The sequence below is a fragment of the Photorhabdus cinerea genome, from assembly GCF_011189575.1.
GTDB classification, from domain to species: domain Bacteria; phylum Pseudomonadota; class Gammaproteobacteria; order Enterobacterales; family Enterobacteriaceae; genus Photorhabdus; species Photorhabdus cinerea.
Genome location: NZ_PUJW01000039.1, coordinates 1 through 18,810, shown reverse-complemented (window position 1 = coordinate 18,810; position 18,810 = coordinate 1). Strand labels below are relative to the sequence as shown.

Here is an 18,810-nt window from a genome sequence, read left to right as displayed (position 1 = left end):
TCCAATATCCACGCTTTTTAGAATATGTTTCAATTTCACATGCAGCAATGTCTTTTGCTTCTGATAAATTAGTGCCGCGATACACGAGAGTATTTATCATGTATCGCTTGAACATTCGTTTCCAGATAAAATAAAAGTGATGACATAAGTATTCATTCATTATCTAGATCTAGTTCCGGTGACAATGGATATTTAAGTTCTGCCCACGCTAAAACTTTTTGATTTTTATCTAATTCTTCATAGTAATAAGTGTAATCAGGATGATTATATTCTAAACACCAACCCACACTATGAACCCAGTCATATTCATAATTTTGTGTTGCCCATTCTGGAATATCATCATGCCGCGACAAAATATGTTCTCCCGTAGGGCTCGGTTTGTTTTGATAAGTTAAAGTAGTAACATAACGTTTATATTCAACTGGGTGATAATGATATTGAGCCTTTCCATTCTCATCTACATCACAATAATCAAATTGTCGAATAGTTCTTTCCACATAAGCCCAGCATTTTATTTCTTCGCCAGCTTTAATATCTGGATGCTCTGTGAAATTCCAATCTATATTAAGCATTGAGTTAATTTTCTCTATTACTTGGCCCGGCGACCCCGAATCATTCTCTTCTTTAATTCCAGCAGCGCGAGCTATAGCAGCAAGGCCCAAGCACGATTCAATAAACATTTCTTTATAGCTATCGTGTTCTTTACGAAGAAATTCCAATCTATCTGCAATCTCATTCAAAATTAAATAATCGTCACAATTCGCAGTTCTTGCTAATTCTTGACATGCGGATATTAAAGATTCTGTATTTTTAGTCATGATAATTACCTTTTTTAATAATCATATTTTCACAAATTTCTTTCGCTCGATAACACGTGTCAATATCGAACCAGCCGAAGTGACATTCACTGAAATTAATTCCTAATTTTCTTGCTAGAAATTTATACGCGTCCGTTCGCCCTAAATTACATTTTTCTCTCATTTCCTCAAAATGATAATGACCATTCATTCTAGCGTTCCGAGTTGCTTTATTTGCCAGCGTACCGAGTGGGATACAAGTAAACTGATGCATGCCGACATAAGCCCTACACTCAGTACAAATATATAACCACGGCCACTTGCTATAATTCCTCCCGAACACTTCCTTGTGACTTGCTATTGTTACGTCGCCTTTGCAATATCTGCATTCTGTCGGAATTGGTAACGGGTCTTTAACCCGCTGGATTGCTTTAACACTTGGATTCCACGGTGTTTTTTCCATAACAAGTCTCCTGAATCATGTATTTTTCTTGAGTAAATAAGTTAAATATCGAATTGCTCGTCGGTAAAATTCAGGATGATCTACAGCTATGTCATAACCCGGATAAGTAACGCGTCCGCTCTCGGATTCCATTTGTTCTAGTGGATACTTTTTATATATTCGAGCATTGGCTTCACCCTTAATTGCCGCATTTTTGCTGAAATATCTCCTTTTTCTTGTGTGAGAGTAGTAAACGATAGCTTCCATTTTTTGGACTGTCATAATAATCCTCCGCTGCTTATGCGGCGTAGTGATATAGTGATAGGGAAGGTTAGATATTGGTAATAGGTATGCCGATATATTTATTCTGTTCCTCTGTCATTTGTTGAATTCCCCATATTATTTAGCTCATCAACTTTATTTTGAGTTGTTTCTGATTTCTCGAACCAGTCATCTATGCTTGACATTCCATCACGCAAGCTCGCATAGATTTTTTTCATTTGGACCATTTGGGCGGGACGCATTGCTTCAACACGACACTGTATACGTTTCTGAATTTGTTCACTTGTAACACCAAATTCATTTTTAAAGACCTCGACCATCTTTTTAATAGCTTCTGCTGACGTGTCAGCATGGCTGTTCAAAGTGACCTCACACTGACCCACTGCGGCTTCAATAACGTCACCCGGTATGACTCCGAGGATACATGCGCGAAGACGTCTTGAACCTTGGTTTGCTACCATTTCGTAGATATCTCGCGGGTCTTCCAGCTTTTTCTTGCCATTGCGTGTATACCTGACGTGTGGAACAGTAAAGGTCTTAACTTGACGAGTATTTGTTTCAATATCCCACGCGAACGCTTCAACAGACGATTCGCCGTTTTTCTGTTCCAGCTCTCTAATACCAAATTGAATATTCCCCCAGTTTTGAGCAAGCGCTTCAGCGAGACGGATGCTAGGCCCTGTTACTGCTGCCCCTCCTTTGCTATATGAATACAACGCACCCTCGGCCAGCGTAGGACGAGTACATGCTTGCAAAATTTTATCCATTGCGACAATTGGGTCGCGCGGGAATTTTTTGGCGATTATCATTGCCGCCTGGACTTCCTGTATGGCTCTTTGTTGTTCAACGGCAATCATCCCGGTTCCCTGTTGAGCTGATTGTCCTGCCGGGCCAAATGGGTTTGCTACTACGTTATTCATCTCTGTTCCTTGCCCATTTCGGGCGTTGAATTATTTCAAAACCAAGGCCCCAATTATCTGATGCCTTGCACGTGTGATATGTTTCGATATCACGTCTAAATAATGAATAACCAACATCGTGATCATCATCACAAAGAACAAACAATCGAACCGGGTATCTACCGCAATTTATTGACTCACTAACAGCAATGAAGACGAATGACGGGGATTGCCCAAAATGCTGCTTAAATCCCTCACAATACATTGCTGCTTGAACGTGGTATCTAAACTCTTCGATGTGTCGTGAAAATCTACTCATGTCAGCAACTTTTTTCACATCAACAATCAAAGATCTTTCTTTTAAAAACTTATCCGGTCTAATCCTGCATAACTCTCCTGTTTCTGTATCATTCCAATAAATTGATGCTTCGCAGTGTCCTTCTGCATCAAGTAAATATCTGGCTCCTGCGTGAGACATGACACTCTCACGCATAATTTTCAGTTTCCGATGTTGTTCGTAGTCCATGACTATTTTCCCTGAGTTTGCGCATCGAGAACGGAATTCCCTTTCCTCTTCTTTCCCTACATTTGTTCGTCTATTAAACTCCGGCGCTTCAATAAATCGATTGCTAAATTCATTCGGTTCTAATAATAAACAATGAAGAGCCGTTCCTATATCCAGAGCTTTTGTTTTTTCCTCATCAGTTGGGGCCATTTTCCTCCATTGAAAAATGGCTGGGTTTATTGCTATATCATCAAGCTGTGACTTACTTATTCCAGCCCCGGAATGATAATCTTCATTCGATATATCATAATAAATACCGGGTTTCATTGTTTACCCCTTTTGTTTTACTGCCAATAGACACGCTGCATATAAGAAGTCATTGAGCAAATTCATTGCTTCGATATTGTCTTCAAATATACTGCCGAAATATTTATTTGTTATATCTGAGAATAGCTTGGTGGATTCGAGCGGGAGTTTATTATAAATGGTTTCAGCATCCATGCCTTCAATTTCTTCCCTGAAACATTCCGTGTGAAAATCATTCCATCTTTTTTCCTCAAGTTCATCTTGAGTAGCGTATGGATTCATATTATAAAGCCTCGATTTTGTATCCCTTTTGCTCGAAATATTCCTTTATTTCATTGAAGCAAAGATTAGAGTTTCCAATGATTTCCGCAGCAGTTCCTTTTGTTATGAAATATCCATCTTCAACCTCAATCTCAAATCCTTTATTTTTTGTAAAGCTTTTAAAAGAGTCACAATTGACTATAAGCATAATTACCTCACGAAGATTAAAATAATTGTTGCAAACAGAATCAAACAAGACGGATATAACATAGCAAAGAGCCACTCTTTAATCATACTCATATGCTAATCTCAAATATTGCATTGCTATATTCCATATTATTTGGCTATCTATATTATGTGCCATTCTGGCTTTAGACTGAGCTAAACTAAAAATATGTTTGTTTATTTTCATAATTAATAGATGATTTTTAAGTGAGTCGTATTTCCAGAAGCAATAACTTTAATGCAATTTTTTGCACATTCTTCCGTGATTCCGGCTTTAATTAACTCTTGCAGAGATTCATTGTTAATGCGTTTACGATGCTCAATGTCAGCCTGCCGTCGCATTTCTTCGTCTTTCTGACGTTGTATTTCAGCAAGCCTGCCTCCCAGCTCTCCTTTGATCCTGCTTACTCAACCTAGACTTACGTAAAATTTCTATTGCCTCATTAGTTGTCATACCTAACGCTGCTAGTTCTTTTTTAAGCTCCTGAACGTCTCCAATTGGATCTAGTTCTGATGCTATGACACCATCAGTGCTAGTGACCTCTACAGGAATAAGCCTGTTACTTCCTCCAGTTTCATCAGAACATAATTGTTCCCACAGCTCCCAAGGCTTATCTGTCTTCGAAGCATCAATCGCATATTCAAGCATTGAATCAGCGTGCACGTGTCTTTTATTGTCTGACATTGTTTAATCCTCTATTTAATTAATAGCATCCCTGCCAGTAACTCCCTATTTTCCCGGTGTGGCGAAATTAAACTTTTAATGCAATCATATTGTTATCTTGCATATGCTTTAGAATTGCAAGTGGCACTATATTTGAGCATTTTGACATGTCTGTAATTGCAATTTCACACATATCTTTTTGACGCTTGAAAAAGTCTTTAGTACAAGCTTCGAAAAGTGAGTTATATAAATCTCCGTTCTCTTTTACTATTTCAAGCAACTGATTTTTATCTTCGAAAAGATTGATAATATCATTTGCGATACATTTCATATAATTCTGATGTTCTGCTGTTAGTTCCACTTTTATTCTCCTATGATTAACTCACCACAGCCCACTCAATCTATAAATGAGCTGTAATTAGTTAATTGAAATAAACTTCAATTCGGCATATCTGGCACACTGTTAATTCATTTTCAATAACGCATTTCTCTGCTTCTTCCATTGTGTTGAAAGAATGAGCGAATTTGATATCCTCAGTTTGTTCGCCTTCGTACTCTACATATTTCCCAGCGACAACATAAAATGATTTTTTCATAATTAATGCCTCATATTATCTAACTGAATAAAGCCAAGCATCTTGCAAACAGCGACTACCCGTAATTTCCGGCTTATCATTACTCTTTAAAGCAATAATCAGATTTGCAATGACATCAGTTTCATCGACTGGCTTAATAATTGAATCGATAATTTCATCAACTGAACGACTTCTGGGTTTTGCTTCATACTCAGCGCGTTTTTTATCCCAAAAAGCCATTTGTTTTGCCAGGCGACGAGACTTTGCATTGTCTTTTTTGGGCTTAACAGTGACAGTTGGTTTAATTTCGCTGTCTGCCAGACTCTTAAGAGTGAGAACAGGACGGTTTGAAGTAGCCATATTTTTTTGCCTCCTCAGTAAGTTTTAGTTGTGGACTTCCACACCAAAACCTACTCGTGGGGTTGCTCTAACACTTATTCAGAGCGATTAATCGTCATATTGTTAAAGAGCGGAACTTCCTTTTAGTTAGTTCTTGAATCCCATCATGCGAAGCCAGCTATTTAGTTCTTTGCGGCTTTTGAAAACTGTAGTGCATAATTTGCCGCCATCTTCACATGACCAGTCGTGATACACCTGTACGTTTGGTGCATACTGTGTAACTCTTCCGCTGTTGCGGTTTTGTACGAGATATTGCTTACCCGTGAATTTATCTACGTACATTGTTGCGTTGTCGTAGTATGTGTTGTTGTAGTATGCTTTGTTGTTGTATGTGTAGCTGTAGTATGCGCCGTTGTGGTATGCGTTGTTGTGGTATGCGCCGTTGTTGTATGCGTTCATCGTGACTATCCTCTATTGTTCGTTGCGTCTGTTTCTTAGCACTTGCGAATCATCTACCTTTTCATACGCCGGTAGCGGCTACTTCGTGGGCTTTCCTTGCCTGTTCGCTATCTTGTGTGCCTTTGATGATTGAAGTATCACTCATAGTAATAAAATAGTCAACACTAACGGTGATAATATTTTATTACTATGAGTGATAACCTTGTTTTTACAGACAATTTATTTTGAAAAAATTTTTCTGGATGGGGAGATTTGAGCTGATTTGGCGGGGGAGGGCATAAAAAAGCCACCGGGTGGGTGGCTTATTAGAATTTATTGTTCTTTAGAGAAATTAAATAGTTGAATTAGTAGAAAGCAGATATGCATGAAGGATGAGGCGGCTATGATTATAGCTATCGATGACAGAGGTATCCCTTCCAGATTCGACATCAAAAGCACTCCTGTAAAGAAAAGAATACCAAGCTCAACAAAACTAAGTGAATACATAATAATTACAGATGTCATGTATCCATAGCGTTCAAGTTTAGCTATATTTCTTCCCCTTAGCCCAATAACAAACGTCAGGGCTGCTATCAGTATTGCTATTGTAGTTCCAGCATAAGAACTCATTGCCGCGCCTAGCACCTCTCTATTCTTTGTGAATGAAAGCTCGGGCTGGTAATGCTTAAACACGCAGCAAGCCAAGATCACTAATAAGTAGGGTACTAATATGAGGATAAAGGCTAGTCTAACCTTGTGTTTTCTACTCATGTAACCCCCTATTTAAGTTTGTTTCAGCTCATCACCTAACGTTTGATCAAAACTTTTTATTATAGATGTCTTCATTCGAATGAAGCAATACTGGATTTCTTCAGCAACATCTGCATTGGATGCTTTGTATAAGTTGGCGCCTAGATGTCCTTTGCCAGAGAGATAGTACTCAGTTAGTATATCTGCCGCCTCTTCTCTGGCTTTGATATGAACATCACTGAATGAATTGTTTTTATTGGTTATAATATCTTTAGTTATGCCTTTTATATCTTTGTTTCTTTTGGGTTTTATAATAATTTCCAACCCGTCGAGTAATTCTTCTTCTATTTTTTTGCAGCCTAACCCTTTTAGTATTTCACTACATATTCTGTTACCTGTCTCAACTCTTAGTGTGGTCCTACCAATGAAATCCATTTTAAGAGCATCATCTTTTGACATATCTCTCATCAATGGCTCTGCTACCATATAGTGGTGTTTATGCTGAATAAGGTTTTTATTTTTTACGAATTCAGCTAGTTCCCTTGTTCTAGGGCCGTACATTGAAGAGGCAAACCCCATCACATTCCCGTCAATGAAGATAAAAGAGGGAAACCCTAATGATTCGTCTTCAGTAAGGCTGTCCCTGATGTCTTTCACAGAGGAATTTGATCTGTTAATTTTTTTTATTAACTCGCTATCACTGGTTTTTGTAAAAAGAAACGTTTTGTCATCAATACGATGTAAATAAAGATGGTGAGTTTCACAATCTAAAGCATGAGATTTTGGCTCAATAATTTTTTTATTCAGTAAATCTAGCAGATCTAACTTGTACTTGTCTTTAGTGCGCTGATTTTGAGAATAGATCGCATAAAAGTTTATTTTCATCAAGTATTCCTATTGGATTGAATAAATTGGTTTTTATCTCACACTTGGTTTCTTGTTAATGGATACCTTGCGGCTATTTATGCGGCTGCATAGTCTCGACAGCCATTATCCCCGCGAACGGGAAACACTTTGATTATTAAAAACATGACAAATGTAACAATTTCACACGTTAATATTTGCACTTGAAATTTATATCATTAACCTGCTTTACTGCCCCTCTTCGCAAGCATCTCTTCAAAAATTTTATCAAAATGTGCTTTCTTGGCTTTCATCTCGCGTAGAAATTTTTGAGCTTCTTCGCTTGGCAGTCCATGATAAATATTAAGCAATTCTTCTTGTTCTTGAGTTAAACGTTTAGATATCTCATTCTTTCCATTTTTATCAACGATATATTTTGCCAATTCTGCGATTTCAGCAGCAAGAGAGGGGCTAAAGTCATCAATATTGATTTCAAGAACTTTAGCGAACTTTGCTGCATGGAATACATTTATTGCATTTTTTGCATTTAATAATTGCGTGACACCACTTTGACCCATTCCGATTTTTTCAGCCAATATATCTTGGGAAAGCCCCAATGTTTTTTTCTTCGCTTCATAAATCGCTTTGAGACGTTGTGCGTCATCAATTTGACTATCTGTCAATGGAATCTTCTTCATCGTTAGATTTTATAACTTAAAGTCATAATTACAAATCACCGTTAGTGTTGACTATTTTATTACTATGAGTGATACTTGTGTTGTTATTGTTTAGGAGAATCCTATGGACAGAATTCCGTTATCAGATTTTGTATCCAAAAATGGTCAAGAAGAAACAGCTGCTTTATTTGGAATTAACCAAAGCGCAATTAGCAAAGCTCTCTCTATTGGGAGAAAGATCACTGTAATTGTTCACAGTGATGGGCGAATTGAAGCTGAGGAAATTAAGCCGTTTCCAAGCCAGGTAAATAAACCGCGCGAGCCGGTATAGCTCGCATGCTCTTTAACAATCCGCGTCCTACGCTACAAAGTGTAGATTCCCTGTTTAAGCAATAGGGATTCCCTGCCAAACGGGGAGCGTAGCCCAATTATTGGGTTATTAACTTTTTAATTAATTTAGGAAAGTATGACAAATGAATATCGCAATGGAACGCAAAACTAAAGAAATCGAGTCACGAATAAGAAAGGGGATCATCGTTACCGGTCCGAAGCATGTTGCTGATGCGGTTGGCGTGCATCAATCACAGATAAGCCGCTGGCAAGCAGAAGAGACGGGCTTTGTTACTAAAGCCGCTAAGTTACTGGCTGCTATTGGGTTTGAAACCCCTGTAAGCGAAGTGATCATTCATGGAGAAGAAACAGCACAGATAGCTAAAGCGTTGCAAGAGATGCTATCTCACTTAAGAGAAAGCGCCCCGTCTGTTACAGCAGATGAGGCTAATCAAATATAAGTCAATAGGGGAGCTCTCACTTTCCCCTAACATAGCGAGGTGATTATGGACAGTTTCGACTATCACGTCAATGTCTTGATGCCGGCGAATTTCTTTCGTGATGATGAAAAATGGATTCGAGAAATGCTGTTGCAGCTCGATCCGTCCACTCGCGGAAAAATCACGGTGCGTTATTCAGAAGTGTATGAAGCGGCTTGGGATGAAGAGCCGGTATCGTACCGGAAAGATAACATCGCACGGCGTCATGCAAATATCCGGCTTAGGGAGTTTGTCAGGAAATATGCTGCGTTCAGTCAGGGGTATGTAACAACCCCCACTGAGTTGCTGAAAACAGGCACTATCCAGCAAAACCAGCCCATACCGGAGCCGCTTAAACACCGTGGAGGGTTCTTTTCTGGTAAGTGCTGAAAGTCGAGGTTTGCACAAGGCCAAAACCCGGAAAACAAGGTCAAGGTCAACGGCGGATCGAGTCACAGAATCTGACATATAGAATCATAGAAGGGACGACTTAAAAATATGTTTAAAATCAATAGGTTAAAAATGCGTTTTTCCCACAGTATGGGACAATTTGTCCCACAGTATGGGAAAGTCTTTAAAAACAGTGGGTTATAAGTAATTTGGCGGGTGAAGTGATGACTAAGCAGTCAAAAATACACGATGTTGAAATTATACCCAATCATGACACTAAAGGCCATATATTCATTCAGGCATACGACAAAGGTATTGATTTTATTACTAAATGTGCACAAGAGAGAGATAACGCAACAATAATTTTGTATTTAAAAATGATCAAGGACATGGACAAAGAGACAGGGGCGCTGATGGTCGATGTATCAACGCTCATATCACAAACCGGCTTGTCAAAAAGTGCGGTGTACAGATCGATAAAAACCCTGAAAGAGTCAGGGATGATACGCAGCAGGTACAGCAAAGTTTACGAGATAAACCCGGATGGGTTCTGGAAAGGCAAGCGGGAGTTACGAGATACCGCGTTGTTTTTTGCTGAATCAAACCGGGCAAGAAATGTGAAATACAGATTGAACCCTGCCAGCGCTGCTACAGATTCATTCACTGTTCCCGCTACGTTTGAAGAGGAAACATAGCGAAATCATCAATAAAAATCGATTCGGAAACTTTGGCGAGCGACCCCGAACCGACTTTCAAAGGATTCAATATGTTAAATATAACACCGAAGGTTAAGCAGGTCACCGCGCTTAACATGCTTCGTCATGACTGGAAAAAACATCGAACGTTTTTATTATCGGCCAGTGTAGGCTTTGGAAAAACAGCAATAGCGGCGTTTATTGCTGACGGATTTGTCAGTCATGGTATGAGAGTGATGTTCGTAGCCCCGTACACAGTACTTCTCGATCAGACTGCGACCCGGTTCGTTGAATACGGACTGCCAGCAGATCAAATCAGCTACGTTTGGCGAAATCATCCACTACATGACCCAGATCGACTAATTCAAATTGCTTCGGCTGACACGCTTATTCGTCGTGAGTTTCCAGACAACATCGACTTACTGATCATTGATGAAGCCCACATGAAGCGCCGTAAGTTACTGGAAATTATCAGAGATAGCGACATTCGAGTTGTTGGCTTATCAGGAACGCCATTTGCGACGTGGATGGGTAAATATTACGAGAAGTTGATTAAGCCAACGACGATGAAAGAACTCATTAGCATTGGGGATCTGAGCAAATATGAGTTCTATGCGCCCGACAGGCCCGATTTGACCGGCGTGAAAACAACAAGTTTAGCGGCTTTTGGTAATGACTATAACGAGGAGCAACTAGCCCAGATCATGGGCGATTCAACGCTGGTGGGCAATATCGTCAGGAACTGGCTGGAGAACGGCGAGGACCGGCCAACAATCTGCTTTTGTGTGAATGTTAAGCACGCTAACTATGTCACGATGGAGTTTAACAAGTCTGGTATTAACACCGAAGTGATGACAGCAGAAACCCCACATGATGAGCGGCAGTTGATCATTAACAGGTTTGAACAGGGTGCGACGAAAATCATCGTCAATGTCGGTGTACTTGTTGCCGGGTTTGATAGTGACGTGCGCTGTATCATTTATGCCCGGCCTACAAAATCAGAAATCAGATGGGTGCAATGCCTTGGGCGAGGGTTGAGAACAGCGAAGGGCAAAGATAAATGCTTGATATTCGATCACAGTGGCAGCGTCCATCTTCTCGGCTTCCCTGATGAAATTGAGTATGACAAGTTGCCATCCAAAAATGATGGCATGAAATCTTCATCAAGTTTTAGCGAGAAAGTCAAACAAGAGAAAATCCCGAAAGAATGCCATGGCTGTCATTACATGAAACCGGCTGGCGTCTATGTTTGCCCGAAATGCGGTTTCAAGCCGCTTGCTGGTGAGAACGTTGATGTTGATGAGTCTCGCGGGCTGAAAAAATTAGGGAAGAACGAGCGAATTTACAGCAAGGAAGAGAAACAAAGCTGGTGGTCACAAATTAAATATTATCAGCGTGAACGGGAAAATCAGGGGAAACCCATTTCCGATGGCTGGTGCGCTCATACATACAAGAAAAAGTTCGGTGTCTGGCCGCACGGCTTAAGCGATCACTTAATTGAAATCTCACCGGAAGTTTACAACTTCATTCGTTCTAAACAAATCGCGTGGGCAAAGATGCAGGAGAAACAGAAAAATGCGAACAGTGGAAGCAGTGAGAGGGCGGTGGCCTGAAATTTTTGAATACTACGATTTACCCAATGTTACAGGAAAGAAACATTATGCAGGAGAGTGTCCAGCATGTAAGCGAAAAGGAAAATACCGATGCGATGACAAGGACGGTACCGGATCGTGGATATGTAGTTGCGGTGCCGGTGATGGGTGGAAGCTGCTAGAACTAACCCAAGGAAAAGATTTCAAGACATTAGCAAGAGAAATTGATTCACTAATAGGAAACAGTTACAACTACAAACGAGGTCATGATAAGCAGCAACAGCCAGAAACTCAAACAATCCGTGTAAAAGTCATCAGTAAATTTTCAACACTACCCCCGCTAAACGATACCGCCGCTCAACACTACTTGTTCAATCGCGGCATATTTGAATTACCGTCCGGCCATATTCGTTTCAATACGGAAGAAAAAACGCCATTTGGGAATAAGCAGGCTATCTGGTCAATTGCTACGGATGATAAAGGGGCAGGCTGTTATCTCCATAGAACGGTACTAGACGGAGAGAAAAAAGCGGATTTTGACGGTAATAAGCGGATGCTGAAATTGCAGGAAGATAACTATCTGAACTTTGCTAATTCCATTGCTATCCGCATGTTTCCAGTCTCTTCAACTTTGGGGATAGCAGAAGGGATAGAAACAGCATTGTCATGCAAACAGATATACGGCTGCAACACCTGGTCAACTCTGAATGCCGGATTTTTACGGAAGTTCCGCGCTCCCAAGGGAGTGAAACACTTAATTATTTTCGCAGACAGGGACAGTAACGGGACAGGGCTTGCTGCGGCGTTTGAGTGTGGTAATAAAAATATTCTGAGTAACAATGATGTGGAACTTGTCAGCATTCGTTGGCCCGAAGCCGGGGATTTCAACGATATGCTGATCAATGGTGCCAAAGTATTTCAAGAGCAGTTACAGAGATGAAGGATTTTTGATATGAAGGAAATTAAGCCATGCCCGTTTTGCGGTAGCAAAGATGTTGGAGTATTTCGGCAATATGAAGATGACTGTCCGTATCGTTCATCAATTGTCAGATGCTTCAATTGTGATGCACAAACAGCCCAGTTTATTAATGATGATATCCGTCGACAGCATGAAATGGCAATCAAAGCCTGGAATAAGAGAGTAAATAACGATGAGTGAAGAAAGAACATTTCTACCATGTAAATGTGGCGGTAAAGCTATCAATTGCTGGGTGCTGCGTGATTATAACGATGAAAGTAAAGGCAGGTGGCATTATCACAAATGCCGTCGCTGTCAAAATGAAAGCCAATCATATCCAACGCTAGAAGAATCAGAGATCGCATGGAATAAGAAAGTAAATAATGGGGGATAAATGGAAGCTGATTTTTGTTTTCATGAATCAAATAAATCTCAGGCATGGGAAATATTGAAAGAAACACTTCAAACGAAACAACCGCATCGAATTATCATTAAACCTTGGAAAAATAAACGCTCATTATCTCAAAATGCCACGGCACATTTGTGGTTTGGTGAGATAAGTCGTTATTTGTGTGCTAATGGCGCTAAATATTCACTGGAAGAAGTTAAGGAAATGTTGAAACACACATTCCTAGGCTATGAAGTTATCGAGATAATGGATGTCACTACGCAGCTTACAGAGCGTGTCAGGACGCTTAAGCGGACATCAAAACTCGACACAGGGGATATGTTTCAGTTTATGGAAAGAGTTGAGCAATGGGCTGTGAGTATTGGTTGTTTCGTGACTATCCCGGCAAATAGCGAATATATGAAATTAAAACAGGAGCAAGATAAATAATGAAAGACTGGATAATCAGAATGATAGACGGTGATTTAGAGGTTGGTCTATTCACCACGCCTGAAATTATAGGATTATCTGAAATTCAAGAAATCTAGGAGCTGGAATAATGAAAAAGCCGGTGAGGAGAAAGTGTAAAATATGTTGCGAATGGTTTATGCCAAAGTATTCGAATATTTATTGGTGTAATCCAGAACATGGCGCGGAATTAGCAATTAAGAAGCGGAATAGAGACAGAGATAAAGCAGAGCGGGAACTTAAAAAGAAACAGCAACAAGAATTAGCAGAGAAAAAAGATAAACTTAAAGCACGCAAGTTAGCAGTAAAGCCACTCTCTTATTTTAGAAATCAGGCACAGCAGGCGTTTAATGCATTTATCAGAGAAAGAGATAAGTACCAGCCATGTATTAGTTGTGGGAGATTTCATAATGGGCAATATCACGCAGGGCATTATCTAACAATTAAAGCTCATCCAGAATTGAGATTTGATGAAGATAATGTTCATAAGCAATGCGCCCCCTGTAATAATCACTTATCGGGAAATATAATTAATTATAAACCTTGTCTGATTGAGAAAATTGGGCAAGAGCGATTCAACAGATTGATGTCTCATCATGCTTTGCCGAAATGGAAACGTGATGATTACGAGCAGATCCGCGATTACTACAAAGAGAAGCTCAGGAGCTTAAGCAATGACAATCTTCACTGATATTGAAGCAGCGATAGAAGATGCTCGCTTCAGAAGTGGAATCACAGGCAGGTCATTTGCTGTTTTGCAATGCAAATATGGTTCACTGAAAGTTATTCATGATCGGAGAGTCAGGGGCAAAAAACACTCAGTCATGTTTTCAACTAAGTATGACAAATGTCATTCAGTTTTATTAGAGGTGGGAAAATGAACCTTGAATTACTACCGAAGTATTTTTCACCCAAAGGGATCATGTTTAGTGACTCTCCAGCCGCAACTGCTACTGATTCATTCTCAATTACCGATGTGATGGCCGCGCTAGGGTTGGCGTCCGCAAAAGCGAGGCTTGGTATTGAACTGTTTTTGGCGAAACAGGGGATCAATAGCTCAGATGAAGCGGTGGAGAGTCTCTATCAATATGCACTGACTCAGGTTCACAAACACAGTGCCATTGATAAGCTTGATGAGAATGTTAAGCAAAATGTTCTGCAATTACTCGCAAATTATGCATTTCAGGATTATGCGAGAAGTGCCGCCAGCAAGAAGCCGTGTTCTGATTGTGAAGGTGGGTTTATCTCCGTTCGTAAGTTCACTACAAAATACGGAAGTAGTGAAGGAATGCTTGCTAAGGCATTAAACATAAAACCTAAGCGTTTTATTACCTCAATTCGGGAGGTAGAAGAAACATGTAGAGTGCTTTGCAGGTCTTGCAAAGGGAAGGGTACTGTGAGTCATTCTTGTCGCTGTAATGGACGTGGGCAAGTTCTGGATGAAAAGCAGACCAAGTTGCAAAGTGTACCGATTTACAAAGTATGTCCTAAATGCTCAGGGCGTGGATATTCAAGACTGAAATTTACAGAAGTCTTTGAAGTAATAAAGCCACTAACAGGGATATCTAAAACAACCTGCTATGACAAATATCAACCATTGTTTGAACGGTTAGTAAGTGAATGCTTTAAAGAGGAGGAATGTGCTGATTATATTTTATCAGAATTAACAAAGAGAGAATTTATTTCTTTTTAATTGTTATTTTGTGAAAAATATATATTGACGATTTCGGAAAAATGGCCTATCGTTATCCCAACGATGGGTTATTGCACTTCGTTGAAAGCAAAAGAATCCTAAGCCTCGTTTCCTCGGGGTTTTTTCATATATAAAGCCCACATCCCCCGTTCTCAGATAAAAGTTTCAGTCTGTCTAATGGCTGATGTGGCATCAATTCCGGGCTACGCAATGCGTAGCCTTTTTATTTGAATAAACAGAATGGTTTATTCACTATCTGGCTATGCATGACATAAATCTTTCCCAACGGGTAAGTTTTATGTCTACTGGCTCACCAAGATGTTTTCTTGTGATTATGTCTGCCGGATTAACTAAAGGACTCCAAACAATATGATCGTCATTTTGCATGTCGGAAACATAGTTTGCTAACTCCTGTTCAGGAGCAGTAAGAGCGTGAATGGTATATAGGTTTAGATAGCGTATAGATTGTTTTCTGGCTGATTCGGCTGTTTTCTCAAATGAAAATGCCATCCTAAGCGCAGTAATGGCTGCTATTGCAATACCGATAATGACCTGATTCCCAAGGTTACCAATAACGGACGAGCCGAGTAAGAGTAGAAAAAATGAAAGTACTTTATCTATTCTACCGAGTAATACACTAAACATCATGTGAAGCTGGTATGAATAGTAGATTAGATATAGCAGGTTTTCTCGGCTCATAAATTATCCTTATTTTTTACTGGTTTTTACTAGAACCTCCACTCGAAGAAGCAGGAGATTGTTCATTTGGTTTATTTGGTGATTGTTGTGGTTGCTGTTTGGCTTGCTCGTATATTTTTCTGGCAAGTCCAGGTGGCATACTGTCACCTATAAACTTATTTGTTTTGATTACTTTTCCCATCTAATTTTCCTCGTTTGCATGGTTACTTTTGGCGATTTAACGATAGCAGATAGGGGCATGTGCCGCCAGTCGCTTATTCTGGCATCAATTTACGGTCACACTTTGGTGTGGCCTTTTTCTTTTCACGCCCGTTGAACGGGATCTTAATCCCCAACGGGGGTGGAACATGAAGATGAAAAATACTAGACACAACCTCGGCGATGATTGCGTTACATATCGGTGTGTTTTTATTAAAAAAATGACCAAAAGATCCAATAATATAGCTAAACAAAACATTGGCGTACTTTTTAGCTAAAATAGATTTTTGCTAAGAGTTAAATGAATTTAACCATATGATTTAAATATTTTTTTTATAAAATGATATTGTTTATAGCTAATTTTATTTTTAGCTATAATTTGATGTTTATTTTTCATTAAGCTAATATGGCCTCAACTAATAAAAAAAGGTCGCTTTATGAACACAAAAGAAAGAGCACGTAAAGCATCAGCTATGTCCGCTATTATCCGTGGAGCACCAAAAGCCACTCATACTGGGGTAATGGCAGCAAATGGTGTTCAATGTGCCGTACTGCCCGATGGCAAAAGGGTTATTTCTATGCAGGGTACTGGGGGACTTGCTGAAACGTTTGGTGTTTCCATTGGCTCCAAAATGCCTAGATGGATTCCAAATGGAAGACCCGGACAACTTCCTTACGTTCTTCAAGCTGGCGAATTAGATGAGTTCATTCCAGATGATTTAAGGAGAGAATTAGCAGAGCCAATTGTTTATAGAACGGGAGGTGGTGCTGCTTACGGTGTTGATGTCACACTTTTACCTGCGATATGTGAGGTATGGATAGAGGCGGATAAAGCGGGTGTATTAAAACAAAGAAATCATATTAATACAGCTATAAAAGCCAATGCACTTTATAAAGCGCTTGCAAGGGTTGGAGCAATAGCACTTGTTGATGAAGCTACTGGTTATCAAAGAGATCGAGAACGTGATGCTCTGGCTAAAATTTTAGAAGCATTTGTAGCTAAGGAACTGAAACCTTGGGTAAGCACTTTCCCAGTAGATTATTACGAAGGGCTTTTCAGAATTTACGGTCTTGATTACCCTCCTGCGGGAAAGAAGAACTGGAGACCAAGCTTCATTGGCACCGTCACAAACAACGTTGTTTATAGCCGACTAGCCCCCGATTTATTACCTGAATTAAAAAAAGCGGCTTCTCAATCAGAGAGAAAAGCAAAATTACACCAGTGGCTAACTGATGATATTGGGCACCCAAAACTCAGAGAGCACTTAGCATCTATTGTCACTTTGCTTAAAATATCAAAAACCCCTGAGCAATTTTATGACTTAGTTGACACCGTTCATCCGAAATTAATTTTAGAAACAGAACAAGATGATGGAATGAATAAAGAGTAACCTAGCCCTTGGCGCTTTATCAGCATCACGACCCGCTTCGGCGGGTTTTTCATTTCGCCGCCGCAACGTCTCAACACTCCAATCTTTGTTGCGGTTGGCGTCTTTAATTAACTACAACTCACAGGGGTAACATAGTTCACCCCACGGACGCCCATTTTATGGGGGTGGATATGAAACTCATGGACAAGCAGCCTGACATCTGGATGCAGCTATGGTTATGGCTGTTATCAGTCAAAGAACAAGGTTTAGGGGCGGCACTGGCTGCAACAATGGCTTACCTCAGAGGCCGATATAACGGCGGTAAGTTCTGGAAGACGATGATTGACGCGCTGATGTGTGCACTTATTGCATGGTTTATTCGTGACTTGCTCGTCTTCTTAAATCTGAGTACGGATCTGGCTTATATCGGCAGCGTGATTATTGGCTATCTGGGAACGGATTTTTTCGGCCAATTAATGCGCGGGACTTTGCGTAATAAAGCGGGGATAAAAGAATGAGTATAATAAGCAGGGGCATACGAAACAATAATCCCGGCAATATTGACTATAACCGTTTCAACGACTGGCTCGGTCAATTACCTCTTGATCCAACGATTGAACCTCGGTTCTGCCGGTTTGAGTCGCCGGAGTATGGTATCCGGGCGTTGTTCAAATTGCTGCAAAACTACCAACGCAAGCACAAACTGAATACAGTCAGAGAGATTATCAATCGTTACGCACCGCCCCACGAGAATAATACGGAAAATTATATTCAGTTTGCGGCTAAGAAGGTGGGCGTCTCTGCGGATGAGCGTATATCTACCCAAGACAAGATAACCTTGTTCGCTTTAGCTGAAGGTATTATCAAGATGGAGAACGCAAATCAGCAACCCTATTCACCGGAGACGTTCGAACGGGCGTTTGAGTTGCTATAAGGAATTGAGTGATGAGCATTATTCAGATTCTGGTTCCAGTCATTTATTTTCTCGGTGTGATTGCGGCATTGATTATTTTTACATTGATAGAAAAACGATCTAATGACCCGGAAAGTTTTGGGTTAATTATGTTTATGTCACTCATGTGGCCGCTGTTTGTTATTTTGATGCCAATTGTTTTTGGATTCGGTTTTTTAAACGAGAAATACAATCAATTTGTTGGCAGACGGTCATGAAATTCAATGCTCATTACTACACGATACTCGCACTAATCGTTATTTCACTGACAGCGTATTACTATCACTCTGCGTTACAGAGAGAACGTCATGTTACAAAGCAGCAGCAAGAAGACATTCAGCAACTCACAGACACTATCGACTATCAGAACTCACACATTACCATGTTGAACGAATTGGATGTGAAGCACACACAGGAACTTGCCAATGCCAAATCTGAAATCGACGTTCTTCGCAATGATGTTGTCAATGGTCGTCGCCGGTTGCGTATCGCGGCAACCTGTAGTCAGGGCGAAGCCGGTTCCCCCTCCGGCTTGGTTAATGCAGCCAGCCCCAGATTGGAAGACCCCGCTATCAGGGATTATTTCACTCTCACC

At 40.2% G+C, this 18,810-nt stretch carries 34 protein-coding genes and 2 pseudogenes; 18 read left to right on the top strand and 18 right to left on the bottom strand.

Annotated elements, in window-relative coordinates; genetic code table 11:
- Nucleotides 1-152: 152 nt before the first annotated feature.
- The 16 genes from C5469_RS23305 to C5469_RS20810 form a co-directional block, all read right to left on the bottom strand.
- Nucleotides 153-818 (bottom strand): hypothetical protein, encoded by a 666-nt coding sequence (locus C5469_RS23305; RefSeq protein WP_207629265.1) that lies wholly within the window; start codon nucleotides 816-818, stop codon nucleotides 153-155.
- On the bottom strand, nucleotides 811-1,260 hold the full coding sequence (locus C5469_RS20880) for a zinc-finger-containing protein (protein ID WP_166310425.1): 450 nt from the start codon (nucleotides 1,258-1,260) through the stop codon (nucleotides 811-813). The genes C5469_RS23305 and C5469_RS20880 overlap by 8 nt, the downstream gene beginning before the upstream one ends.
- Before the next feature lie 15 nt (nucleotides 1,261-1,275).
- Complete coding sequence (locus C5469_RS20875) at nucleotides 1,276-1,521, bottom strand: hypothetical protein (RefSeq protein WP_166310423.1); 246 nt, start codon at nucleotides 1,519-1,521, stop codon at nucleotides 1,276-1,278.
- A gap of 80 nt (nucleotides 1,522-1,601) precedes the next feature.
- Nucleotides 1,602-2,441: a hypothetical protein gene (locus tag C5469_RS20870; RefSeq protein WP_166310421.1), complete on the bottom strand. Its 840-nt coding sequence runs from the start codon at nucleotides 2,439-2,441 to the stop codon at nucleotides 1,602-1,604.
- A complete protein-coding gene (locus C5469_RS20865; RefSeq protein WP_166310419.1) occupies nucleotides 2,434-3,252 on the bottom strand; it encodes a PD-(D/E)XK nuclease-like domain-containing protein in 819 nt (272 codons plus the stop codon). Before C5469_RS20865 ends, C5469_RS20870 begins: the two co-directional genes overlap by 8 nt.
- A 3-nt stretch (nucleotides 3,253-3,255) precedes the next feature.
- Nucleotides 3,256-3,513 (bottom strand): hypothetical protein, encoded by a 258-nt coding sequence (locus C5469_RS20860; RefSeq protein WP_166310417.1) that lies wholly within the window; start codon nucleotides 3,511-3,513, stop codon nucleotides 3,256-3,258.
- A 1-nt stretch (nucleotide 3,514) separates the two neighbouring features.
- Entirely contained in the window at nucleotides 3,515-3,700 is a 186-nt protein-coding gene (locus C5469_RS20855) for a hypothetical protein (RefSeq protein ID WP_166310415.1), read from the bottom strand.
- A gap of 206 nt (nucleotides 3,701-3,906) precedes the next feature.
- The gene (locus tag C5469_RS20850) at nucleotides 3,907-4,059 is read right to left on the bottom strand and encodes a hypothetical protein (protein WP_166310413.1); all 153 of its coding nucleotides are present in this window, start codon (nucleotides 4,057-4,059) and stop codon (nucleotides 3,907-3,909) included.
- Between the two features lie 25 nt (nucleotides 4,060-4,084).
- Nucleotides 4,085-4,402 (bottom strand): hypothetical protein, encoded by a 318-nt coding sequence (locus C5469_RS20845; protein ID WP_166310411.1) that lies wholly within the window; start codon nucleotides 4,400-4,402, stop codon nucleotides 4,085-4,087.
- Nucleotides 4,403-4,469: 67 nt separating this feature from the next.
- Nucleotides 4,470-4,742 (bottom strand): hypothetical protein, encoded by a 273-nt coding sequence (locus C5469_RS20840; protein WP_166310409.1) that lies wholly within the window; start codon nucleotides 4,740-4,742, stop codon nucleotides 4,470-4,472.
- Between the two features lie 61 nt (nucleotides 4,743-4,803).
- Complete coding sequence (locus C5469_RS20835) at nucleotides 4,804-4,977, bottom strand: hypothetical protein (protein WP_158536562.1); 174 nt, start codon at nucleotides 4,975-4,977, stop codon at nucleotides 4,804-4,806.
- Between the two features lie 15 nt (nucleotides 4,978-4,992).
- Nucleotides 4,993-5,316: a hypothetical protein gene (locus C5469_RS20830; protein WP_113042463.1), complete on the bottom strand. Its 324-nt coding sequence runs from the start codon at nucleotides 5,314-5,316 to the stop codon at nucleotides 4,993-4,995.
- A 126-nt stretch (nucleotides 5,317-5,442) separates the two neighbouring features.
- Nucleotides 5,443-5,754 (bottom strand): hypothetical protein, encoded by a 312-nt coding sequence (locus tag C5469_RS23830; RefSeq protein WP_242689545.1) that lies wholly within the window; start codon nucleotides 5,752-5,754, stop codon nucleotides 5,443-5,445.
- Between the two features lie 312 nt (nucleotides 5,755-6,066).
- Nucleotides 6,067-6,504, bottom strand: coding sequence for a biopolymer transporter ExbB (locus C5469_RS20820; RefSeq protein WP_166310407.1), 438 nt, complete (start codon nucleotides 6,502-6,504; stop codon nucleotides 6,067-6,069).
- Between the two features lie 12 nt (nucleotides 6,505-6,516).
- A complete protein-coding gene (locus C5469_RS20815) occupies nucleotides 6,517-7,368 on the bottom strand; it encodes a protein rexA (protein ID WP_166310405.1) in 852 nt (283 codons plus the stop codon).
- A gap of 197 nt (nucleotides 7,369-7,565) precedes the next feature.
- Complete coding sequence (locus tag C5469_RS20810; protein ID WP_242689544.1) at nucleotides 7,566-8,009, bottom strand: helix-turn-helix domain-containing protein; 444 nt, start codon at nucleotides 8,007-8,009, stop codon at nucleotides 7,566-7,568.
- Nucleotides 8,010-8,127: 118 nt separating this feature from the next.
- On the opposite strand from C5469_RS20810, the gene C5469_RS20805 reads away from it, so the two are divergent.
- The 12 genes from C5469_RS20805 (at nucleotide 8,128) to C5469_RS20755 (ending at nucleotide 14,996) form a co-directional block, all read left to right on the top strand.
- Nucleotides 8,128-8,334, top strand: coding sequence for a Cro/CI family transcriptional regulator (locus tag C5469_RS20805; protein ID WP_166310401.1), 207 nt, complete (start codon nucleotides 8,128-8,130; stop codon nucleotides 8,332-8,334).
- A 142-nt stretch (nucleotides 8,335-8,476) separates the two neighbouring features.
- Nucleotides 8,477-8,794 carry a CII family transcriptional regulator gene (locus C5469_RS20800; RefSeq protein WP_166310399.1) on the top strand — a complete coding sequence of 106 codons (318 nt, stop codon included), beginning with the start codon at nucleotides 8,477-8,479 and terminating at the stop codon, nucleotides 8,792-8,794.
- A gap of 45 nt (nucleotides 8,795-8,839) precedes the next feature.
- The gene (locus C5469_RS20795) at nucleotides 8,840-9,202 is read left to right on the top strand and encodes a hypothetical protein (protein ID WP_242689543.1); all 363 of its coding nucleotides are present in this window, start codon (nucleotides 8,840-8,842) and stop codon (nucleotides 9,200-9,202) included.
- Between the two features lie 224 nt (nucleotides 9,203-9,426).
- Nucleotides 9,427-9,897 carry a helix-turn-helix domain-containing protein gene (locus C5469_RS20790; protein ID WP_036841548.1) on the top strand — a complete coding sequence of 157 codons (471 nt, stop codon included), beginning with the start codon at nucleotides 9,427-9,429 and terminating at the stop codon, nucleotides 9,895-9,897.
- A 71-nt stretch (nucleotides 9,898-9,968) separates the two neighbouring features.
- The gene (locus C5469_RS20785) at nucleotides 9,969-11,510 is read left to right on the top strand and encodes a DEAD/DEAH box helicase (protein WP_011147137.1); all 1,542 of its coding nucleotides are present in this window, start codon (nucleotides 9,969-9,971) and stop codon (nucleotides 11,508-11,510) included.
- Entirely contained in the window at nucleotides 11,473-12,429 is a 957-nt protein-coding gene (locus C5469_RS20780; RefSeq protein WP_011147136.1) for a primase-helicase zinc-binding domain-containing protein, read from the top strand. The genes C5469_RS20785 and C5469_RS20780 overlap by 38 nt, the downstream gene beginning before the upstream one ends.
- Before the next feature lie 12 nt (nucleotides 12,430-12,441).
- Nucleotides 12,442-12,648 carry a Lar family restriction alleviation protein gene (locus tag C5469_RS20775; protein WP_036841551.1) on the top strand — a complete coding sequence of 69 codons (207 nt, stop codon included), beginning with the start codon at nucleotides 12,442-12,444 and terminating at the stop codon, nucleotides 12,646-12,648.
- Complete coding sequence (locus C5469_RS23300) at nucleotides 12,641-12,841, top strand: hypothetical protein (protein ID WP_036841554.1); 201 nt, start codon at nucleotides 12,641-12,643, stop codon at nucleotides 12,839-12,841. The genes C5469_RS20775 and C5469_RS23300 overlap by 8 nt, the downstream gene beginning before the upstream one ends.
- Nucleotides 12,842-13,285 carry a YbcN family protein gene (locus C5469_RS20770; protein WP_166310397.1) on the top strand — a complete coding sequence of 148 codons (444 nt, stop codon included), beginning with the start codon at nucleotides 12,842-12,844 and terminating at the stop codon, nucleotides 13,283-13,285.
- A gap of 109 nt (nucleotides 13,286-13,394) precedes the next feature.
- Nucleotides 13,395-13,994, top strand: a complete 600-nt coding sequence (locus C5469_RS20765) for a recombination protein NinG (RefSeq protein ID WP_166310395.1) — start codon at nucleotides 13,395-13,397, stop codon at nucleotides 13,992-13,994.
- Nucleotides 13,978-14,184, top strand: a complete 207-nt coding sequence (locus C5469_RS20760) for a hypothetical protein (protein ID WP_166310393.1) — start codon at nucleotides 13,978-13,980, stop codon at nucleotides 14,182-14,184. Before C5469_RS20765 ends, C5469_RS20760 begins: the two co-directional genes overlap by 17 nt.
- On the top strand, nucleotides 14,181-14,996 hold the full coding sequence (locus tag C5469_RS20755) for an antitermination protein Q (protein WP_166310391.1): 816 nt from the start codon (nucleotides 14,181-14,183) through the stop codon (nucleotides 14,994-14,996). The genes C5469_RS20760 and C5469_RS20755 overlap by 4 nt, the downstream gene beginning before the upstream one ends.
- A 252-nt stretch (nucleotides 14,997-15,248) precedes the next feature.
- Here C5469_RS20755 and C5469_RS20750 read toward each other — a convergent pair whose 3' ends face one another.
- Both C5469_RS20750 and C5469_RS20745 read right to left on the bottom strand, forming a co-directional pair.
- Complete coding sequence (locus C5469_RS20750) at nucleotides 15,249-15,695, bottom strand: hypothetical protein (RefSeq protein ID WP_166310389.1); 447 nt, start codon at nucleotides 15,693-15,695, stop codon at nucleotides 15,249-15,251.
- A 16-nt stretch (nucleotides 15,696-15,711) separates the two neighbouring features.
- Nucleotides 15,712-15,876, bottom strand: coding sequence for a hypothetical protein (locus tag C5469_RS20745; RefSeq protein ID WP_166310387.1), 165 nt, complete (start codon nucleotides 15,874-15,876; stop codon nucleotides 15,712-15,714).
- A gap of 454 nt (nucleotides 15,877-16,330) precedes the next feature.
- Here C5469_RS20745 and C5469_RS20740 point away from each other — a divergent pair, with 454 nt between their 5' ends.
- From C5469_RS20740 to rz1, 6 genes and pseudogenes are all read left to right on the top strand, one after another.
- On the top strand, nucleotides 16,331-17,284 hold the full coding sequence (locus C5469_RS20740; protein WP_166310385.1) for a P63C domain-containing protein: 954 nt from the start codon (nucleotides 16,331-16,333) through the stop codon (nucleotides 17,282-17,284).
- Nucleotides 17,285-17,454: 170 nt separating this feature from the next.
- Complete coding sequence (locus C5469_RS20735; RefSeq protein ID WP_166310383.1) at nucleotides 17,455-17,781, top strand: phage holin, lambda family; 327 nt, start codon at nucleotides 17,455-17,457, stop codon at nucleotides 17,779-17,781.
- A 5-nt stretch (nucleotides 17,782-17,786) separates the two neighbouring features.
- Nucleotides 17,787-18,197, top strand: coding sequence for a structural protein (locus C5469_RS20730; RefSeq protein WP_390894059.1), 411 nt, complete (start codon nucleotides 17,787-17,789; stop codon nucleotides 18,195-18,197).
- Between the two features lie 11 nt (nucleotides 18,198-18,208).
- Nucleotides 18,209-18,433, top strand: coding sequence for a hypothetical protein (locus C5469_RS20725; RefSeq protein ID WP_166310379.1), 225 nt, complete (start codon nucleotides 18,209-18,211; stop codon nucleotides 18,431-18,433).
- Nucleotides 18,430-18,747 (top strand): annotated as a pseudogene (locus C5469_RS20720) (lysis protein); the annotation flags it as partial. The gene C5469_RS20725 and the pseudogene C5469_RS20720, both read left to right, overlap by 4 nt.
- A gap of 1 nt (nucleotide 18,748) precedes the next feature.
- A pseudogene (gene rz1, locus C5469_RS24130) lies at nucleotides 18,749-18,810 on the top strand (lysis system o-spanin lipoprotein Rz1); the annotation flags it as partial.

Excerpts from the sequence above, each read along its gene's own strand:
- C5469_RS23305 (WP_207629265.1), bottom strand. The coding sequence starts at position 818 with ATGACTAAAAATACAGAATCTTTAATATCCGCATGTCAAGAATTAGCA.
- C5469_RS20880 (WP_166310425.1), bottom strand. The coding sequence starts at position 1,260 with ATGGAAAAAACACCGTGGAATCCAAGTGTTAAAGCAATCCAGCGGGTT.
- C5469_RS20875 (WP_166310423.1), bottom strand. The coding sequence starts at position 1,521 with ATGACAGTCCAAAAAATGGAAGCTATCGTTTACTACTCTCACACAAGA.
- C5469_RS20870 (WP_166310421.1), bottom strand. The coding sequence starts at position 2,441 with ATGAATAACGTAGTAGCAAACCCATTTGGCCCGGCAGGACAATCAGCT.
- C5469_RS20865 (WP_166310419.1), bottom strand. The coding sequence starts at position 3,252 with ATGAAACCCGGTATTTATTATGATATATCGAATGAAGATTATCATTCC.
- C5469_RS20860 (WP_166310417.1), bottom strand. The coding sequence starts at position 3,513 with ATGAATCCATACGCTACTCAAGATGAACTTGAGGAAAAAAGATGGAAT.
- C5469_RS20855 (WP_166310415.1), bottom strand. The coding sequence starts at position 3,700 with ATGCTTATAGTCAATTGTGACTCTTTTAAAAGCTTTACAAAAAATAAA.
- C5469_RS20850 (WP_166310413.1), bottom strand. The coding sequence starts at position 4,059 with ATGCGACGGCAGGCTGACATTGAGCATCGTAAACGCATTAACAATGAA.
- C5469_RS20845 (WP_166310411.1), bottom strand. The coding sequence starts at position 4,402 with ATGTCAGACAATAAAAGACACGTGCACGCTGATTCAATGCTTGAATAT.
- C5469_RS20835 (WP_158536562.1), bottom strand. The coding sequence starts at position 4,977 with ATGAAAAAATCATTTTATGTTGTCGCTGGGAAATATGTAGAGTACGAA.
- C5469_RS20830 (WP_113042463.1), bottom strand. The coding sequence starts at position 5,316 with ATGGCTACTTCAAACCGTCCTGTTCTCACTCTTAAGAGTCTGGCAGAC.
- C5469_RS23830 (WP_242689545.1), bottom strand. The coding sequence starts at position 5,754 with ATGAACGCATACAACAACGGCGCATACCACAACAACGCATACCACAAC.
- C5469_RS20820 (WP_166310407.1), bottom strand. The coding sequence starts at position 6,504 with ATGAGTAGAAAACACAAGGTTAGACTAGCCTTTATCCTCATATTAGTA.
- C5469_RS20815 (WP_166310405.1), bottom strand. The coding sequence starts at position 7,368 with ATGAAAATAAACTTTTATGCGATCTATTCTCAAAATCAGCGCACTAAA.
- C5469_RS20805 (WP_166310401.1), top strand. The coding sequence starts at position 8,128 with ATGGACAGAATTCCGTTATCAGATTTTGTATCCAAAAATGGTCAAGAA.
- C5469_RS20800 (WP_166310399.1), top strand. The coding sequence starts at position 8,477 with ATGAATATCGCAATGGAACGCAAAACTAAAGAAATCGAGTCACGAATA.
- C5469_RS20795 (WP_242689543.1), top strand. The coding sequence starts at position 8,840 with ATGGACAGTTTCGACTATCACGTCAATGTCTTGATGCCGGCGAATTTC.
- C5469_RS20790 (WP_036841548.1), top strand. The coding sequence starts at position 9,427 with ATGACTAAGCAGTCAAAAATACACGATGTTGAAATTATACCCAATCAT.
- C5469_RS20785 (WP_011147137.1), top strand. The coding sequence starts at position 9,969 with ATGTTAAATATAACACCGAAGGTTAAGCAGGTCACCGCGCTTAACATG.
- C5469_RS20780 (WP_011147136.1), top strand. The coding sequence starts at position 11,473 with ATGCGAACAGTGGAAGCAGTGAGAGGGCGGTGGCCTGAAATTTTTGAA.
- C5469_RS20775 (WP_036841551.1), top strand. The coding sequence starts at position 12,442 with ATGAAGGAAATTAAGCCATGCCCGTTTTGCGGTAGCAAAGATGTTGGA.
- C5469_RS23300 (WP_036841554.1), top strand. The coding sequence starts at position 12,641 with ATGAGTGAAGAAAGAACATTTCTACCATGTAAATGTGGCGGTAAAGCT.
- C5469_RS20770 (WP_166310397.1), top strand. The coding sequence starts at position 12,842 with ATGGAAGCTGATTTTTGTTTTCATGAATCAAATAAATCTCAGGCATGG.
- C5469_RS20765 (WP_166310395.1), top strand. The coding sequence starts at position 13,395 with ATGAAAAAGCCGGTGAGGAGAAAGTGTAAAATATGTTGCGAATGGTTT.
- C5469_RS20760 (WP_166310393.1), top strand. The coding sequence starts at position 13,978 with ATGACAATCTTCACTGATATTGAAGCAGCGATAGAAGATGCTCGCTTC.
- C5469_RS20755 (WP_166310391.1), top strand. The coding sequence starts at position 14,181 with ATGAACCTTGAATTACTACCGAAGTATTTTTCACCCAAAGGGATCATG.
- C5469_RS20750 (WP_166310389.1), bottom strand. The coding sequence starts at position 15,695 with ATGAGCCGAGAAAACCTGCTATATCTAATCTACTATTCATACCAGCTT.
- C5469_RS20745 (WP_166310387.1), bottom strand. The coding sequence starts at position 15,876 with ATGGGAAAAGTAATCAAAACAAATAAGTTTATAGGTGACAGTATGCCA.
- C5469_RS20740 (WP_166310385.1), top strand. The coding sequence starts at position 16,331 with ATGAACACAAAAGAAAGAGCACGTAAAGCATCAGCTATGTCCGCTATT.
- C5469_RS20735 (WP_166310383.1), top strand. The coding sequence starts at position 17,455 with ATGAAACTCATGGACAAGCAGCCTGACATCTGGATGCAGCTATGGTTA.
- C5469_RS20725 (WP_166310379.1), top strand. The coding sequence starts at position 18,209 with ATGAGCATTATTCAGATTCTGGTTCCAGTCATTTATTTTCTCGGTGTG.